18 protein-coding genes are annotated in these 17,534 nt (G+C 36.6%); 9 read left to right on the forward strand and 9 right to left on the reverse strand.

The window, feature by feature from the left end:
- Positions 1-21: 21 nt before the first annotated feature.
- From ACWPWS_RS24610 to ACWPWS_RS24650, 9 genes are all read right to left on the reverse strand, one after another.
- Positions 22-822, reverse strand: a complete 801-nt coding sequence (locus tag ACWPWS_RS24610; RefSeq protein WP_105684618.1) for an enoyl-CoA hydratase/isomerase family protein — start codon at positions 820-822, stop codon at positions 22-24.
- Between the two features lie 142 nt (positions 823-964).
- The gene (gene paaD / locus ACWPWS_RS24615) at positions 965-1,429 is read right to left on the reverse strand and encodes a 1,2-phenylacetyl-CoA epoxidase subunit PaaD (RefSeq protein WP_209786069.1); all 465 of its coding nucleotides are present in this window, start codon (positions 1,427-1,429) and stop codon (positions 965-967) included.
- A gap of 52 nt (positions 1,430-1,481) precedes the next feature.
- Entirely contained in the window at positions 1,482-1,835 is a 354-nt protein-coding gene (locus ACWPWS_RS24620; protein ID WP_454048241.1) for a four helix bundle protein, read from the reverse strand.
- A 41-nt stretch (positions 1,836-1,876) separates the two neighbouring features.
- Positions 1,877-2,626 carry a 1,2-phenylacetyl-CoA epoxidase subunit PaaC gene (gene paaC, locus ACWPWS_RS24625; RefSeq protein WP_454048242.1) on the reverse strand — a complete coding sequence of 250 codons (750 nt, stop codon included), beginning with the start codon at positions 2,624-2,626 and terminating at the stop codon, positions 1,877-1,879.
- Between the two features lie 72 nt (positions 2,627-2,698).
- Positions 2,699-2,980 (reverse strand): 1,2-phenylacetyl-CoA epoxidase subunit PaaB, encoded by a 282-nt coding sequence (gene paaB, locus ACWPWS_RS24630; protein WP_034679196.1) that lies wholly within the window; start codon positions 2,978-2,980, stop codon positions 2,699-2,701.
- 111 nt (positions 2,981-3,091) lie between these two features.
- A complete protein-coding gene (gene paaA, locus ACWPWS_RS24635) occupies positions 3,092-4,030 on the reverse strand; it encodes a 1,2-phenylacetyl-CoA epoxidase subunit PaaA (RefSeq protein ID WP_454048243.1) in 939 nt (312 codons plus the stop codon).
- A gap of 91 nt (positions 4,031-4,121) precedes the next feature.
- Positions 4,122-5,207 (reverse strand): 2Fe-2S iron-sulfur cluster-binding protein, encoded by a 1,086-nt coding sequence (locus ACWPWS_RS24640; RefSeq protein WP_454048244.1) that lies wholly within the window; start codon positions 5,205-5,207, stop codon positions 4,122-4,124.
- Positions 5,207-6,523 carry a phenylacetate--CoA ligase family protein gene (locus ACWPWS_RS24645; protein ID WP_454048245.1) on the reverse strand — a complete coding sequence of 439 codons (1,317 nt, stop codon included), beginning with the start codon at positions 6,521-6,523 and terminating at the stop codon, positions 5,207-5,209. The genes ACWPWS_RS24640 and ACWPWS_RS24645 overlap by 1 nt, the downstream gene beginning before the upstream one ends.
- Positions 6,524-6,695: 172 nt before the next feature.
- Entirely contained in the window at positions 6,696-7,274 is a 579-nt protein-coding gene (locus ACWPWS_RS24650; RefSeq protein WP_105684611.1) for a TetR/AcrR family transcriptional regulator, read from the reverse strand.
- Between the two features lie 369 nt (positions 7,275-7,643).
- Between ACWPWS_RS24650 and clpB the strand changes: the two genes are divergently transcribed.
- The 9 genes from clpB to ACWPWS_RS24695 all read left to right on the forward strand — a co-directional run bounded on the left by clpB (position 7,644) and on the right by ACWPWS_RS24695 (position 17,526).
- Positions 7,644-10,238, forward strand: a complete 2,595-nt coding sequence (gene clpB / locus ACWPWS_RS24655) for an ATP-dependent chaperone ClpB (RefSeq protein WP_454048246.1) — start codon at positions 7,644-7,646, stop codon at positions 10,236-10,238.
- A gap of 142 nt (positions 10,239-10,380) precedes the next feature.
- Complete coding sequence (locus ACWPWS_RS24660) at positions 10,381-10,533, forward strand: hypothetical protein (protein ID WP_309513612.1); 153 nt, start codon at positions 10,381-10,383, stop codon at positions 10,531-10,533.
- 195 nt (positions 10,534-10,728) lie between these two features.
- Complete coding sequence (locus ACWPWS_RS24665; protein WP_454048247.1) at positions 10,729-11,259, forward strand: hypothetical protein; 531 nt, start codon at positions 10,729-10,731, stop codon at positions 11,257-11,259.
- Positions 11,260-11,286: 27 nt separating this feature from the next.
- Positions 11,287-11,931 (forward strand): hypothetical protein, encoded by a 645-nt coding sequence (locus ACWPWS_RS24670; protein ID WP_209786078.1) that lies wholly within the window; start codon positions 11,287-11,289, stop codon positions 11,929-11,931.
- A gap of 32 nt (positions 11,932-11,963) precedes the next feature.
- Complete coding sequence (locus ACWPWS_RS24675; protein WP_245169787.1) at positions 11,964-12,695, forward strand: sensor histidine kinase; 732 nt, start codon at positions 11,964-11,966, stop codon at positions 12,693-12,695.
- Positions 12,692-13,333 (forward strand): response regulator transcription factor, encoded by a 642-nt coding sequence (locus tag ACWPWS_RS24680; protein WP_105684606.1) that lies wholly within the window; start codon positions 12,692-12,694, stop codon positions 13,331-13,333. Before ACWPWS_RS24675 ends, ACWPWS_RS24680 begins: the two co-directional genes overlap by 4 nt.
- A gap of 250 nt (positions 13,334-13,583) precedes the next feature.
- Positions 13,584-14,588: a zinc metalloprotease gene (locus ACWPWS_RS24685; protein ID WP_454048248.1), complete on the forward strand. Its 1,005-nt coding sequence runs from the start codon at positions 13,584-13,586 to the stop codon at positions 14,586-14,588.
- Positions 14,589-15,019: 431 nt separating this feature from the next.
- Positions 15,020-16,033, forward strand: a complete 1,014-nt coding sequence (locus ACWPWS_RS24690) for a zinc metalloprotease (protein ID WP_209786081.1) — start codon at positions 15,020-15,022, stop codon at positions 16,031-16,033.
- Positions 16,034-16,140: 107 nt separating this feature from the next.
- Positions 16,141-17,526 carry a phosphatase PAP2 family protein gene (locus ACWPWS_RS24695; RefSeq protein ID WP_454048249.1) on the forward strand — a complete coding sequence of 462 codons (1,386 nt, stop codon included), beginning with the start codon at positions 16,141-16,143 and terminating at the stop codon, positions 17,524-17,526.
- The last annotated feature ends 8 nt before the right edge of the window (positions 17,527-17,534 follow it).

Raw genomic sequence — 17,534 nt, forward strand, 5'->3', positions numbered from 1 at the left:
CTTTCTACATTGTACAATTTTTTATTTTCCTTTATAATTAGGTTTTCTTTTCTGTAAAAAGGCATTTACTCCTTCAATGAAGTCTTCTGTGCCTGCCGCTTCCTGCTGAAGATCTCCTTCCAGCTCAAGCTGTTCTTTCAGGGTATTGGTATAAGAATTAGCGAACGCTTTTTTTGTCAGCTTAATTGCTGCGGTAGGCATATTTGCCATTCTTTCAAGAATTTCCATAGATTTTGGAACGAATTCTTCTTCAGTGAACACTTCTGCTACAAGACCGTGAACTTTAGATTCTTCTGCTGATAATTTTTTACCTGTAAATGCTAAATAATTAGCCAACTGTCTACCTAAAAGCTTCGGTAAGAAGTAAGTTCCTCCTGTATCAGGAATTAAACCAATATTTGAAAATGCCTGAGCAAAATATGCTTTCTCATTCGCTAAAACGAAATCAGAAATTAAAGCCAACATAGCTCCGGCACCTACTGCAGGGCCGTTTACTAAAGCAATAACCGGTTTTTTGCAACGGGTAACTTCCAGCACTAAGGGATTATAGTAGTCTACCACAATTTTTCTGATGATGTCATGATCATGGTGTTCTTTGCCTACCACAAATGCTTCATCCAGATTCTGACCTGAGCAAAACGCTCTTCCTCTTCCGGAAATAGCAACACATCTTACCGTTTCGTCATCGCTGCATTCTTTAACAAAATCTCTAAGATCTGATAAAGCCGGCTTGGTAAGAGCGTTCATTGTTTCCGGTTGATTAAGATATGCGATTTTAAGCTTTCCGTCAAAATGCGTTTCAATATCAAGTTGTGTATACATAGTTTTTATTAATTTATTATTTAACAACGCACTAATTTAACAATATAAATCAATGTAACCGTCTAATAATTTGACAATCTAACAATTCCTTCGTTATGCTTTGCATAGCCGTAAAGTATATTGCAGACAGATGGATAACTCATCAATGACATTTAAAATAGTCAAATGGCTCCAGGCAGTCTAAACACTGATAAGAAGCCTTACACAGGGTAGACCCAAATCTGCTGATCTGCTTGGTATGTTCGGAACCGCAACGCGGACATTTTTTTGGTTTTCCGATATGATGTTCATCTGCCCCTTTTTCCGGAGGTGTGATTCCGTAAGCACGAAGTTTTTCTCTCGCTTCATCTGTTAACCAATCTGTTGTCCAGATCGGAAACATCTTGGTTACAACTTTAGCTTCCCATCCGTTTTCTTTCATCATTTTGATAATATCCTCTTCAATGGTAAACATAGCGGGACAGGCAGAATAAGTAGGTGTAATGATCACTTCACAGGTATTTTCACCTGTAATCTGTGCCTCTCTTACAATTCCTAATTCTACAATATCAATCACGGGAATTTCCGGATCGGGAATGGTTTTTAATAAATCTAATAATTTGTTCAATTTTTTTAATCTAACAGTTTAGCAATGTAAAAATATACCAATAGCCTTGTCCTTATTTCGATTGTAGACTGGTACTTAAAATTTTGTAAATAATTTTAGAAATTTCCAATATTTGATTTTTCAATCGATCATCAAAGGGATAATTTTTCGAATGTTCACATAAATACAGCCAATATTTTGTTTCCTCTGCTTCTTTTGCAGCAATTTTCATCTTATGGATAAAATCATTTTTGCTTGAAGGGTTTTGAGCTTCATGAGCATTGGCTCCTATACTTGTTCCCGAACGTAATAGTTGTTTGGATATCACATATTTTCCAGCACTATCTAATTTTTCACAATATTCAATAATGTCCAACGAAAACTGAAGTGTCTTATTAATGATTGCATTATTATTCTGAACATCCATATTGATAGATTATTAAATTGTTTCATTGTTACATTCGAAACCTACCAGGTACATCCAGGATACGCTCTCTGCATATACTGAAGCTCGCAAAGGATAAATCCGAAATATTCCGTGTGATATCCTGTTCTTGATTTTGGCTGCATGAAAGGATTTTCAGGATATTCTAAACCGAAATCTGCAAAATCTTTTTGGGTAACTGCAAGGAATTCTTCGTAAAGAGTGTCTGCATTGGGAGCAATATTTAAAGCAACAAGATCCTCTTCGCCTTCTGTTTTAGCAAAAAGACCTTTTGTATACTCCCAGATATTTTCAATCCCTTTTACCAAACGTTCACGACTTTCTTCTGTTCCCTGAACGAAGATTTTCATCCAGGAAGAAGCATGGGTGTAATGGTATCTAACTTCTTTTAAAGATTTTTGAGCAATCGCTGACAGCTCTTCATTCGCAGAGTTTGATAACGCTTCATACATCAGTTTCTGATATACAGCCAACACATATACTTTAAGAATAGTCTGTGCATAATCTTCATTAGGAAGTTCTACCCAATGTGCATTGACGTATTCGTGTTCGTATCTTAAAAATGCAATATCATCTTCACTTTTACCATTGTCTATCACTCTTGAAGCGTACACATAAAAGTTGTTCGCCTGTCCTAGCTCATCCAATGCAATATTTGTCAATGCAATATCTTCCTCTAAATAAGGACCTTCACCGCACCATGCAGACAAACGCTGTCCCATAATGAAACTGTCGTCTGCTAGTTTTAATAAATAATTATATAATGGGTTCATTGTTTAATTTTTTGTAAAATGTAAAATGTCGGATGTACAATGTACTTTTTACAACGGACATTTTACAGAAGATTACATATTTTTTACGTCGTTGGGGATATCGTAGAACGTTGGGTGACGATATAATTTATCATCAGCCGGATCAAAGAAAGCTTCTTTATCAATCCCTTCCGAAGTCACAATATATTTGCTTGGAACAACCCAAACAGAAGTACCTTCTTTTCTTCTTGTATAAACGTCTCTTGCATTTTGCAAAGCCATTTCTGCTGTTGGTGCCTGTACAATTCCAACATGTTTGTGAGATAATCCCGGTTTAGTCTGAATAAACACTTCCCACATATCTAAATTTGCCATAGTCAAATTAATTTAACAATGTATCAATGTACCAGTTTAATAATGAGATGCTTCGACAAGCTCAGCATGACAATGATTGTTACATTTCTACATTGGTATATTGTTACATTATTATATTACTTCTTTTTGTTGTTTTTCTGCAAAAGCTATCGCTGCCTCTTTTACCCAGGAGTTTTCTCTTTGCGCTTTTCTCTTGGTTTCGATACGCTTCTTGTTGCAAGGTCCGTTTCCTTTTAAGATTTCCATGAATTCATCCCAGGGAAGTTGACCAAAATCGTAATGTTGTCTTTCCTCGTTCCATTTCAGATCCTTATCTGGAATAGTTAATCCTAAGAATTCAGCCTGAGAAACGGTAACATCGATAAATCTTTGACGAAGGTTATCATTACTTTCTCTTTTTACTCTGTAATTCATAGAGATCTTAGAGTTCGGAGAGCTGTCATCGTTTGGTCCGAACATCATCAGAGCCGGCCACCAGAAACGGTTTAATGAAGCCTGAGCCATTTCTTTCTGTTGTTTCGTACCACGGCACAGTGCCATTAAAATCTCATATCCCTGTCTTTGGTGGAAAGATTCTTCTTTACAGATTTTCACCATCGCTCTTGAATAAGGACCATAAGAATTCCCCATCAGCATTACCTGATTCATAATAGCAGCACCATCTACCAACCAGCCGATGGCACCAATATCTGCCCAGCTTAGCGTGGGATAATTGAAAATACTTGAATATTTTGCTTTTCCTTCCAGCATATCATCATAAGTAGCATCTCTGTCTGCTCTGATGCTTCCGTCTCCTAAAGTTTCAGTGGCAGAATAAAGATATAAACCATGACCTGCTTCATCCTGAACTTTTGCCAGAAGAGCCATTTTTCTTCTCAATGAAGGCGCTCTGGAAATCCAGTTAGCTTCCGGCAGCATTCCTACAATTTCAGAATGTGCGTGCTGTGAAATCTGGCGAACCAATAATTTTCTGTAATCATCCGGCATTACATCTTTTGGTTCTACTTTATTTTCCTCGTGAACGTATTGAACAAATTTTTCTAAGTCCATTTTTTTGTCTTTTGTACTAAAGTAAAATGTCGGTTATACAATGTATTTTCGATATACGTTTTACATTATACGTTTTACATTTTACAAAAAATTAAACATCATAATTAAGCATCACCACATTGGTTGTTGGGTGACATTGGCAGGTAAGAACGAAGCCTCTGGCTACTTCTTCTTCGGTAAGTGCATAGTTTTTCTCCATGAAAACTTCTCCTTCTAAAACCTGCGCTTTACACGTACAGCAAACGCCTCCTTTACATGCGAAAGGAACCGGAAGCTGATCTTTCAATGCTTTATCTAAGATACTCTCTTTTTTAGAATTAAGGTGGAATGAATATTCATCATCATCAATGATTACCGTTACCATACTTTCAATATTGGCAATTGCCTTGAATTCATCACTCATTTCCTCCGTATTTTCTTCATCCGGAGCGGTGAAATATTCAAATAAAACCTGAATAGCAGGTACTTTTTTATCTTTCTTCAGATAATCAGCAATCCCTTTGATCATTTCTGAAGGTCCGCAAATAAAGTAAGTTGCTTCTCTGATGTCAATATCTGTATATCTTTCAAATAGCTGCTCCAGCTTTTCTGATGAAATTCTTCCTTCAAAAACAGGATCTTCATGCTTTTCACGGCTCACTAAATAAACAACTTTCAATCTTCCGTTGAAATGCTCTACCAGTTTGTCGATCTCTGCTTTTCTTAAAACATGATTCATGCTTCTGTTACTATAGAACAGGTAAGCAATACTTTTAGGTTCCTGATAAAGACTTTCTTTGATATTGGATAATACAGGAGTAATTCCGCTACCTGCCGCCAGACCAACATAAGTTTTTACATTTGTCGGGTGATAAGAGGTATTAAAACCACCCATCGGAGGCATCACTTCCAATACTTCATCCATATGAAGATGCTCATTGAAATACCCGGATACCTTTCCACCTTCAAGCAATTTCACCAATACTTCCAGTGTATTGCCTTTTTCACTTGGAGCATTACAGATAGAATAAGAACGTCTTTCTTCATTTCCGTTGATCATCATACGGAAATTCAGATACTGTCCTTGTTTGAACCTGAACTTATCTTTCAGTTCTTCAGGGATTTCCACCGCTACATTCACTGCCTCGGAGGTATCTTTCTGAACCTTAACTGTTTTAAGTTTATAAAATGAATTCATTATTTTTTTAGTATTCTATTAATTTTTCCACCTTCGCACTTCGGCAAACTGTCCTGGGCATGAACTTTTACTTTCGTAGTAATCCCCACCCTCTTTTTTATTTCGTTTTCTATATTTTTCCCAAAGTTCCCGACAAAATTAAAATAATCATCGGTATTGGCGTTTATTTTCTGAGATTTCACCAGTTCATCATCTATTTCAACATCAATGTCCAGAGCAATACACATATGTTCTTTTTCCACAGGGGTCAAATAGTAGTTGGGAACCACTCCTTTTACATACGAAAAAGCGTCTTCAATCTGACTTGGATACACATTTACTCCTCTTACAATCAGCATATCATCTGCTCTGCCGACAATGGGTTTCATTTTCACCATTGTTCTTTTCGCATTTTCATCGTAGTAAAGGCTTGTGATATCATTTGTCCAATATCGTAAAAGCGGCATTGCTTTTTTCGTTAAAGTAGTGATCACCAATACACCTTCTTCCCCGAAAGGAACCGGCCGTTTGGTCACAGGATCTAAAATTTCAGGATAGAAATGATCTTCCCAGATATAACCTCCGCCTTTCTCTTCGAAATCCTCCATGGAAACTCCAGGCCCGATGATTTCACTCAATCCATAGATATTGGTCGCATGAACACCTAATCTTTCTTCGATATGGCCTCTGATAATTTCCGTCCATGGTTCTGACCCTAGTACCGCATATTTAAGACTGATTTCGTCTGCAGAAATTCCTCTTCTGGCAAACTCATCGGCTATAGTTAAAGCGTATGAAGGAGAACAGCAGATCACTTCCGGTTTAAAGTCTACAATCAGATCTACCTGTCTTGCTGTCATGCCTCCGGAAATAGGAAGTACGCTCATTCCCAACATTTCGGCTCCGTAATGAAGACCTAATCCTCCTGTAAAAATCCCGTAGCCATAGGCATTATGCAACTGCATTCCTGGTCTTGCGCCTGCCGCATGTAAAGATCTTGCCACTACTTCACTAAAAAGATCTACGTCTTCTTTGGTATATCCTACCACGGTCGGTTTTCCTGTAGTTCCGCTTGAACAATGAATGCGCTGAAGCTCATTTTTTGGAACGGTAAATAATCCGAACGGATAGTTATCTCTTAAATCCTGCTTGTAAGTAATAGGAAGTTTCGCGATATCTTCAATCGACCTTATATCCTGTGGAGATATTTGCAATTCATCAAATTTCTTTTTATAAAATTCCGACTTCTCTTCCAAATAGCTGATCAGGCTGATCAACCGGTCGGATTGAAGCTGTCTCAACTGACCCAGCTCCAGATATTCAACTGAAAAATCCATAAAACTAACTAACATTTGTTAGGTGTAAATTTAAAAAGATTTTGCTAGCTGGCAAAATTTTTATGACTTTTGTCATATTTTGAATGATTCTAAATAACAGAATAAAAGCTAAAATGCTTATTTTGTAAAACGTATAATGTAAAATGTATCAATGATTCTATTTACCAACAGCCTATGAATGCTGATTTCCAAGCAGACCAAAAAGAATTTTATCTCTGATCTCATCGGTAATTTCATCGGTAGAATCACTGCTTCTTTTGAACCAGAAGTAAGAATTATTTAAAGTATGAAGAATAAATCTTGTAGTAAATGAAGGTGATTTCAGCTCCCATTTTTCTGCTTTGTAGATCTCAGAAATCAGTTCTTCAACTTCCTGCTGGTAGTTTTTTCTTAATTCTACAAATTCAGGAAGTCTTTCTTCAAGATGCCTCCACTCATTGGAATAAATATGGGTAACATCACGGTTTTTAAGAACAACCGAAAGGTGTTTATCCAAAAGCAGATTCAGTTTTTCTCTGGGTGCAATATCCGTATTTTTTACTTCCTGAAGCTCATCAAAAAATTCCTGAGCAATGCCAAAACAGATCCATTCCAAAATTTCTTCCTTTGAACGGATATGCGCGTACAGTGATGCTGCCTTGATATTGAGTTTCGTAGCCAGATCTCTTACCGAGCTTCCCATATAGCCCTTCTCTTTGAAAAGTTCTACTGCTACGTCTAGTATTTTTCTCTGTTTTTCTTTTAGTTCCATCTGGTAAAATGCAAAAGTAACTATTCTGATTTAAACTGCTTATTTTTTGATCATAAAAAGCAAAAGACTCTTCAATTTCAGTTTTATGATGTAATTATTTTACCTGATTATGACTATTTGTTCATGGATTTCAAAGAAATAATTACGAAATCGGAAATTTTGTCAAGTTAAATTTCCGTTAAAAATACAATATCCGGAAAATTTGTCCTATTTTTTTGTAAATTTAATAATTGAACAGTTTTTGCGATACAGTCATCGAATAAATGATTAAATAATTGATGGCATTAAGAAACTGAGCCTTAAAATTTGGTTTCTTGATGTTTTTTAAAGTTAAACTTAATATTAACCATTACCAAAAATATAAAAGATATGAACTTAAACCAATATACTGTAAAATCACAGGAAGCCATCCAGGCAGCACAACAGGTTGCTATGGAGCTGGGCAATCAGAGTATTGAACCTCAACATCTCCTTGAAGGAATTTTCCAGGTGGATGAAAATATATCGCCTTTCTTATTAAAGAAATCTGAAGCAGATGCCAACTTAGTAAGAGAGCGCAACCGTGAAAATTTAGAAAAACTTCCAAAAGTACAGGGAGGCAACATTTATCTTTCACAATCAGCCAACAAAGTATTGCTGGATGCCCCCAATATCGCTAAAAAGATGGGTGATGAATATGTAACAATTGAACATTTATGGTTATCACTTCTGGAAACCAGTTCTGAAGTATCCAAAATGCTGAAAGATATGGGGGTAACTAAAAACCTACTGGAAGGCGCTATCAAAGAATTAAGAAAAGGAAGCAAAGCAACTTCTGCAAGCTCAGAAGAAACCTACCAGTCTTTAAATAAATATGCTAAGAACTTCAACGAGTTGGCAGCAGAAGGGAAACTGGATCCTGTAATCGGGCGAGATGAAGAAATCAGAAGGGTTTTACAGATCCTTTCCAGAAGAACTAAAAACAATCCAATCCTAATTGGGGAACCGGGTGTAGGTAAAACAGCAATTGCTGAAGGAATTGCCCACAGAATCATCAGTGGTGATGTTCCGGAAAACCTTATGGATAAAACCTTATTCTCATTGGATATGGGAGCATTGATCGCCGGAGCAAAATACAAAGGTGAGTTTGAAGAGCGTCTGAAATCTGTGGTGAATGAGGTGATCAAATCTGACGGACAGATTATTCTTTTCATTGATGAGATCCATACTTTAGTAGGAGCCGGTGGTGGTGAAGGAGCAATGGATGCTGCCAACATTTTAAAACCTGCTTTAGCAAGAGGAGAATTAAGAGCGATAGGAGCCACTACGCTGAATGAATATCAAAAATATTTTGAAAAAGATAAAGCCTTAGAAAGACGTTTCCAGAAAGTAATGGTGGAAGAACCGGATACTGAATCTGCCATTTCTATCCTTCGTGGTATTAAAGATAAATATGAAGCCCACCACAAAGTAAGAATTAAAGATGAAGCAATTATTGCTGCGGTGGAAATGTCTCAAAGATATATTTCAGATCGTTTTTTACCTGACAAAGCGATTGACCTTATTGATGAGGCTTCCGCAAAACTGAGAATGGAAATCAATTCAAAGCCGGAAGAACTGGACGTTCTGGACAGAAAACTGATGCAGCTGGAAATTGAATTAGCAGCCATTTCAAGAGAAGGAAATCAGACAAAAATTGATCACCTGAAGGAAGATATTGCAAAAATTTCTGAACAAAGAAATGAAATTAATGCCAAATGGCTGAAAGAAAAACAGAAAAGTGAAGATCTTACCCAGATCAAAAAAGATATTGAATCTCTGAAACATGAAGCAGAAAGAGCTTCCAGAGCCGGAGATTATGCCAAAGTAGCGGAAATCCAATACGGAAAACTCCGTGAAAAAGAGGAAGAACTCACCAAGATGGAGCTGGAAATGCAGAACCATCAGAATGAGCTGATCAAAGAAGAGGTTACGGCCGAAAACATCTCTGAAGTAATTGGTAAATGGACAGGTATTCCTGTAACCAAGTTACTGCAGTCTGAAAGAGATAAATTATTGAATCTTGAATCTGAACTGCATCACAGAGTGGTAGGACAAGACGAAGCCATTCAGGCGGTTGCAGATGCCATCAGAAGAAACAGAGCGGGATTGAGTGATGATAAGAAACCTATCGGATCCTTCTTATTCCTGGGAACAACCGGAGTAGGTAAAACCGAGCTGGCAAAAGCATTGGCGGAATTCTTATTCGATGATGAAAACAATATGACCAGAATTGATATGAGTGAATATCAGGAGCGTCACAGTGTTTCAAGATTGGTAGGAGCGCCTCCGGGATATGTAGGATATGATGAAGGCGGACAGCTGACTGAAGCCGTGAGAAGAAGACCTTATTCCGTAGTACTTCTGGACGAGATTGAAAAAGCACATCCGGATGTTTTCAACACCTTACTTCAGGTTTTGGATGACGGACGTTTGACAGATAATAAAGGGCGCGTAGTGAATTTCAAGAATTCAATTATCATTATGACCTCGAATTTAGGTTCTCACCTTATTCAGGAAAATTTTGAGAATCTTACGGAGGAAAACCAGGATGAAATTGTGGATAAAACAAAAGATGAAGTTTTTGATCTTTTAAAACAAACCCTACGTCCGGAATTCCTGAACAGAATTGATGAAATTGTACTGTTCCAGCCTTTAAGAAAAAAAGAAATCGGAAAAATCGTCCAGTATCAGTTGAGAGGATTCAATGAAATGTTATCTAAACGAAACATCATCATGACGTTCACTCAGGATGCCGTAGATTATCTGATGGAGAAAGGATATGATCCTGCTTTTGGAGCAAGACCATTGAAAAGAGTAATCCAACAGGAAGTATTAAATAAACTTTCTAAAGAAATCCTTGCAGGAAATGTAAACGATGGAGACAGAATCACGCTGGATTATTTTGTAGAAACAGGTTTGGTTTTCAGACCTACTGAGCAATAAATAGTTTTTTTCATATACATTATTTTTGTGAATAAGTGCTGTAGAATGATCTGCAGCACTTATTTTTTCTATTTTATCCTTAATTAGTGAAATATTATTATATTTACGATACAAATCAACTAATAACTCAAACAAAATCAGAATGAAAAAGTTAAAAAGAAACGAATTAAAGAAAATTGAAGGCGGACTCATTCAATCCATGATAGCCTGTGACGAGAACTGGAACTGCCCCATCGGCCTTTGCTGCACAGCAGGACTGATCTGCAGGGATCCAAAACATTACGGATGCATTTAATTAATATAAACGGAGATTTTCTCCGTTTTTTTGGCTGAATCAGCGCCTCTCTCCTGCAAAATCTTTATCCCATCCCTACAATCCGTAAAAACACGGTAAAAATAACAGGGTAATTCCCAATTCATGAATACATTTTCTAGAATATTTTTTACGAGATTTGCATATTAATTGAGTTTTACCGTAAAACACTAAGCTATGAATACAGAATCAAACAACCCATTACAACCCGGGATCATGTCAAACAGTCTTATCCAGGCTCTGATCGACAATTACCGTCAAAATCATCTAAGTGCTATTAATACCACTTTGGGAATACAAGACGCACATTCCATTTGGTTTGATCTTCCTAAATTAAAAAGCTTTATTGCAAAAATCGAAGAAGAAGCTGCGAAAGTAAATCCGGCAACTTCTCAAGAAGATCTTGGAATCAGATTTTATTATGCAACTTATCCGAAAGCTGAAAACTGGTCTATGATGGATTCTCATCCTGTTCCTGAGGAATATGCGGGAAAACATACACTGGTAATGATTCCTACTCTGAAAAAAACAAATGAAACAGGAGAGTTTCACGATTATGATTTCAATCCTTTCCAGAATGCTGGAGGAAGTTCTTTAGCATTAAATTTCCTCTCTGCCAAAGGTGCCGGGGAAGATGATGATGATACTCTCGGAGAGAATAACGGAGTCCTTATTCCACCCAAAACACCTATAGGTGAGTCTTTCTAATTGTAATATATATACTTAACACACTGTATGACAGAGTTCCAGGAATTTGCACAAAAAAGTCTGCTTTGGGCTGAAGGACTTGCTGCAGTCATAGCTCTTTTCCACTATAACCGTTTAAAAGGACAACATTGGAAGTTTTTTGTGTTTTATCTGGTATTTATTTTTCTTGGGGAAGCGTATGGTAAATGGGGAAGTTTTGTCCATTTTACCAAAGCTCAGTATTATAACTACCTTTTAATGCCGATCCAGTTTATATTTTTTTACTGGTTATATGCTGCAAAATCTTTAGGAAAGCCCAAATTATTTTGGATAATATCCATTTTATATCTCCTTTCATTTATTCCCAATGAATTATATTTTGCCAAAAGTAAAATTGTATTTGCCTTCAACTATACGTTTGGCTGCCTTATTCTGATGCTTTTGGTAATAATGGAGTATTACAAACAAATTACTTCACAAGAGATTCTCAATTTCAATAAAAACAAAATGTTTTATATTAATCTTGGGATTACGCTATCCTATATAGGAACATTACCTTTCATGGCATTTTTATCACTTCTGGTAAAATACAAGGAAATTTGGGACATTTATTTTAGTTATTTTCTACTCTCAGTTTCAGTGATGTATATCTTATTTGCAAGTTCATTTATATGGGGAAAACAGAGCTCTTAATAGTTATCATTCTATTCAACATACTTTTTGTAATGTTTGTAACAGCCGTATTGGTATATATCCGAAGTTACAGACAGCGCAAAAAAGAATATCTGAATGAAATCGAGATGAAAAATGAAATTCATCAGAGAGAGCTCCTGGCTACCCAATTGGAAATCCAGCAGGCTACCATGCAGCAGATCGGCAGGGAACTGCATGACAACATTGGCCAAAAGCTTACCCTGGTAAGTCTCTATATACAGCAGATGCTGTATGAAAATAAAGTATCCGAAGCCAGTGAAAGAATTGATCAGGTTTCCCAGATTATCAATCAATCTCTGCAGGATCTTCGAAGCCTGTCTAAAACATTAACGGATGACAATATCAACCAGAAGGAAATTGTAACGCTGATACAGGAAGAAGTAGATAACACCAATTCCTTTAAAAAATGTCATGTAAGTTTTGAGCACAATTTTAAACAACTGGATTTAGGCTTTGTTCATAAAAATGTCCTTCTGAGAATTACTCAGGAGTTTATTCAGAACAGTATAAAACATTCCCGCTGTAAAAATATTCTTATCAGTCTGAATACTTCCGAAGATATTCTTTGGGAACTTAATATTCAAGATGACGGAATCGGGTTTGATACCTCAGAAATCAAATCCAACGGAATAGGTTTGACCAACATGAAAAACAGAGCTGAAATCATAGGAGCACGTTTTCGTATGGAAAGCCAGGAAAATAAGGGAACTCAAATCAATATTATCTTAAAAAAACAGTCATGAAAAAAACTATTGTAATTGTTGACGACCATATACTTATTGCAAAAGCCCTGGAAGGGATTATTGGTAATTTCAGTGAATTTGAAGTAATCTATGTAAGCGAAAACGGAAAAGACCTCATCCAAAAATTTGAAGAAGGCAATGCAATTCCCGATATTATTCTCCTGGATATCAGTATGCCGATTATGGATGGTTTTGAAACCGCAGTCTGGCTTACAAAAAATCATCCTGATGTTAAAATTATGGCGCTCAGTATGCAGGGAGACGACAACAGTGTGATTAAGATGATCAAAAGCGGCGCAAAAGGTTATCTTCTAAAAAATACCCATCCAAGAGATCTTGAAACCGCTCTCACCCGACTCAACAGTGATGGTTTCTTTTATCCGGACTGGGCTTCCAAAATCATATTCTCTAACCTTAATAAAGAAACAGAATCTGAGATTGCCATAAAAATTTCCGACAGAGAAAAAGAATTCCTGAAATATACTGTAACGGAACTCAGCTATAAGGAAATTGCAGACAGAATGTGCTGCAGCCCAAGAACAGTGGAAAGCTACCGTGATCAGCTTTGTGAAAAACTGGATCTGAAAACGCGTGTAGGGCTGGCTGTTTTTGCCATTAAAAATGGTTTTGCAAATTAAGTTTTTTGTCATGAAAAAATTCTCATAAAAATAAATTTAAGCGAAAAGTATCAATGTAAAACAAGTAAAATCAAAAAACACATTAGTAAATTTCGTAAAATTGATTAAAATTCAATACATTTTAAAAAACACTGAATTAAAACCAATAAATATTAATATAAAATAACGATTCTTTAAAGAAATTTAAAAAACACTTGCATATCAATTTCAAATAATATAATTTCACATCCTCAACCTAAATGATTTTGATATGAAAAAACTATTATTTGGAGCTTTTATGCTCAGTGTAATGGCTGCGTGTAACAATGACAGCATCACCAATCAAAACGAAAACACAACTGACGAACCCATAACTTCTGCCAGTTTAGCTCAAAGAGGCTGCGCTTCTGAGGAAATCAGACAGGAAGCATTGAAAAAAAGCCCTGAACTTCAACAAAGATTTGCTGCACTGGAAGCCAATACAGAGAAATTTGCCAATGATCTGAAATTCGGAAAAGTTCTTGCAGACGGTACTGTAGAAATTCCGGTGGTGGTAAATGTTATATACAAAACTACAGCTGAAAACGTTTCTGATGCAAGAATTGCTGAGCAAATTGCAGTATTGAATGCAGACTATACAGGCACGAACAGTGATGTTAATAAAATTCCAACCGAATTCCAACCCGTAAGTTCTGGTGATACAAAAGTAAAATTCAGGCTGGTAAACACCGTTAGAAAATCCACTTCAAAAACCAGCTGGGCAACTAATGATGATATGAAAAAAGCTTCTAAAGGAGGAATTGATGCCACTAACCCTACCAATTATCTAAACTTATGGGTTGTAGGCAAAATGACCAGTCAGGGACGCACTATTCTTGGATATGCCACTTTCCCGGAATCTTCAGGATTATGGAATGATGGTGTTGTAATAGCCGCTCCATATTTTGGAAAAACGGGAGCTTCATCTCCTTTCAACCTGGGAAGAACAGCAACTCATGAAGTAGGTCATTACTTAAACTTAAGACATATCTGGGGAGATGCTAATTGCGGAAATGACCAGGTAAGTGATACTCCTACACAGACTACTGCCAATTACGGAAAACCTTCTTATCCACTTTACAACACTTGTAGTGGTGTACAAAGATCTGTAATGTTTATGAACTACATGGATTATGTAGATGATGCAGCAATGTTTATGTTCTCTGCAGGACAAAAAACAAGAATGCAGTCTGTTGTAGCCTCTTCTGGTGCAAGATCAGGATTGAGAGTGTACTAAAATAAAATTTTTATATAAAAAAAATCTATCTCAGCTTTGAGATAGATTTTTTTTATGCTTCTACCCCACTTAAACTGCAGGAATATAATAATAAAAGGTATTAAAACCATAAACCCTACAGGAGAACTGAAGAGAATACGATAAGAAATCTACCGTTTTTAAAGATCATCCATAACCTGCTTTAATGTAAAAAATATTCTATAAATAATAGAAAAACAATAAAATTATTTACATTTAAAATACACTTAAATGTGAAATATAAAACAAATAAATAAAATTAACTAAAATTCAACACAATGTTATTTTATTTGATTTTAATTCAAACAAAACAATGATAATTTAAACATTTATCAAACATTTTAAGAAAAACCTTGCATATTAATTTCAAATAATATAATTTCACACCCTCAACCAAATTATATTATAACGATATGAAAAAATTCCTATTTGGAGCCCTAGTTCTGGGCTTTATGTCGGCATGTAACACTGACAACTTAACCAATCAAAATGAAACTCCGCCCACTCAGGAGCCTGCTACCGGAAGTGCGCTTAAAAGAAGCTGCCCTTCTGAAGAATTGAGAGCTAAAATGTTACAAAAAGACCCTTCATTACGCTTAAAAGCAGAAGAAATAGAATCGCGTACCCAAAGCTTTATCAATGACCTTAAAGTAGGAAAAGTTCTTGCAGATGGAACTGTTGAAATCCCGGTTGTTTTCAATGTAATCTATAACACTTCTACGCAAAATGTTTCTGATGCAAGAATTGCAGAGCAAATTGCCGTACTCAATGCTGACTATGGAGGAACCAATTCTGACGTTACAAAAATTCCTTCTGCATTTCAGCCTTCAGCAGCAGGCGATGTAAAAATCCGTTTCAAATTAGTGGCAACCAACCGTAAGCAGAGCACAAAAACAGGTTGGAGATCTGATCTTGAACAGATGAAAAAAGCCAGTACAGGAGGGATTGATGCTACTGATGTAACTAAAAATATGAATATTTGGGTTGTCAATTCAATACTTGACGAAAACAACCAACCTGGAACTTTAGGCTACGCTTATTACCCGGAAAATGCAGGACAATGGTATGACGGTCTTGTAATAGGTTACCAGTACATAGGAAAAACAGGTGCTTCTGCTCCGTTCAATTTAGGAAGAACGGTAACTCACGAAGTAGGACACTACCTAAACCTTCCACACCTTTGGGGATCTTCTGATGCAGGATGCCAGACAGATTACTCTAATGACACTCCTACATCTCCTGGCCCTAACTACGGTAATCCTACCTATCCTCTAAACAGAGTTTGTGGAGGAGTAAGCCGCTCTCAGATGTTCATGAACTATATGGATTATGTAGATGACAAATCTATGTTTATGTTCTCGGCTAATCAAAAAACAAGAATGCAGGCTGTAGTAGCTGCATCCGGACCTAGAGCTGGATTAAGATAATCAACAGCCTCATCCGAATATTATAAAAATATTAAAATAGTCTATCTCAATTTTTGGGATAGATTTTTTTAATATTTTTACCCGATTTAAATTTCAGCACCACTACGATGAAAAAAATAGCACTAGCATCAGGAATACTATTGCACTTACACTGTATTAAAGCGCAGGATACTATCCAGGCCCGGAATCTCAAGGAAGATCTCACATTACTTAGTTCAGTTGATCCCATCCAGCAGAAAACTCCTTTTTTCCAAAAAGAATGGGTAAAAAAATCAGTAGCTCCGGCTCTTCTTTTTACAGCGGCCGCTGCAACATGGGGAGAAAAAGAGAATATTCGTGAGGTAAGAAACCGATATCTTCCCAACTTCAAAGTTAAGTATGATGATTATCTTCAATATGCTCCGGCAGTTGCTGTTTATGGATTAAAATTAGCGGGCGTAAAAGGAAGGAATAATCTTGGACGAGCCACCTTATCTTATGGAACAAGTTTAGCTATTATGGCTATTTTAGTCAATTCTATTAAATATACGACAAAAGTTGAACGCCCGGATGGCTCTAAAAACAATTCTTTCCCTTCAGGACATGCGGCCATGGCATTTACTAATGCCAGCTTTCTACACAAGGAATATGGAATGGTAAATCCGGCTTACAGTATTGCAGGCTATGGCTCTGCTACGATTACAGGACTCGGACGAAATTTAAATAACAGACACTGGGTTCCTGATATTCTTGCTGGTGCCGGTATTGGAATTATATCCACAGAACTAGGATATTTTTTTATTGATAAGATTTATAAAAATAAGGGTGATAATTTAAGTATATTATCCAGGATACAAGGAAACGATTATCCTTCCTTTCTTGCTCTAAAGTCAGGGATAGCACTAGGTACAACCAACTTCCTGAGAGAATCTGAACTGGATGACAAAAAACAAAACGGTTTTGAGGGCGGATTGGAAGGCGCTTATTTCTTTTCAAAAAAATGGGGTGTGGGTGCAGATATAACTTTCAGCAGCTTCCCAATTAAATCTCAAAGAATAACCATTGATGACGGGCAGGATTTTGGCAACCATGAATTAAAAACACAATCCATGGGCTTCCTGTCTGCAGGCATTGGCCCTTATTTCTCTCATGAGTTCTCAGACAAATGGCAGCTCATGGTAAAGCTAACCGGAGGATATGCTGCAACTGCCAGTGGAAAAGTATTTGTAAAAGGAGATGATATAGATGCTCCAAATCACGAGCTTCAGATTGCCAGATATAAACCTAAACCAGCTTTCCGCTGGAATACAGGAGCTTCTATGACCTACAAATTCAATCCGGGAGTAGGCCTTACCTTTTATACAGATTATAATCAGATCAACTCTACAATCCGCTACCAGTTCAGTGATGAGATTAAAGACAGTGATGAACTGGATCAGGAACTTAACAACATGATTGCCAAAGAAAAAATCAGCTATATCACCTTAGGTTTACGATTAACTGCTTATTTTTAAAATACAAA

This window comes from Chryseobacterium sp. Marseille-Q8038 (genome assembly GCF_965111995.1).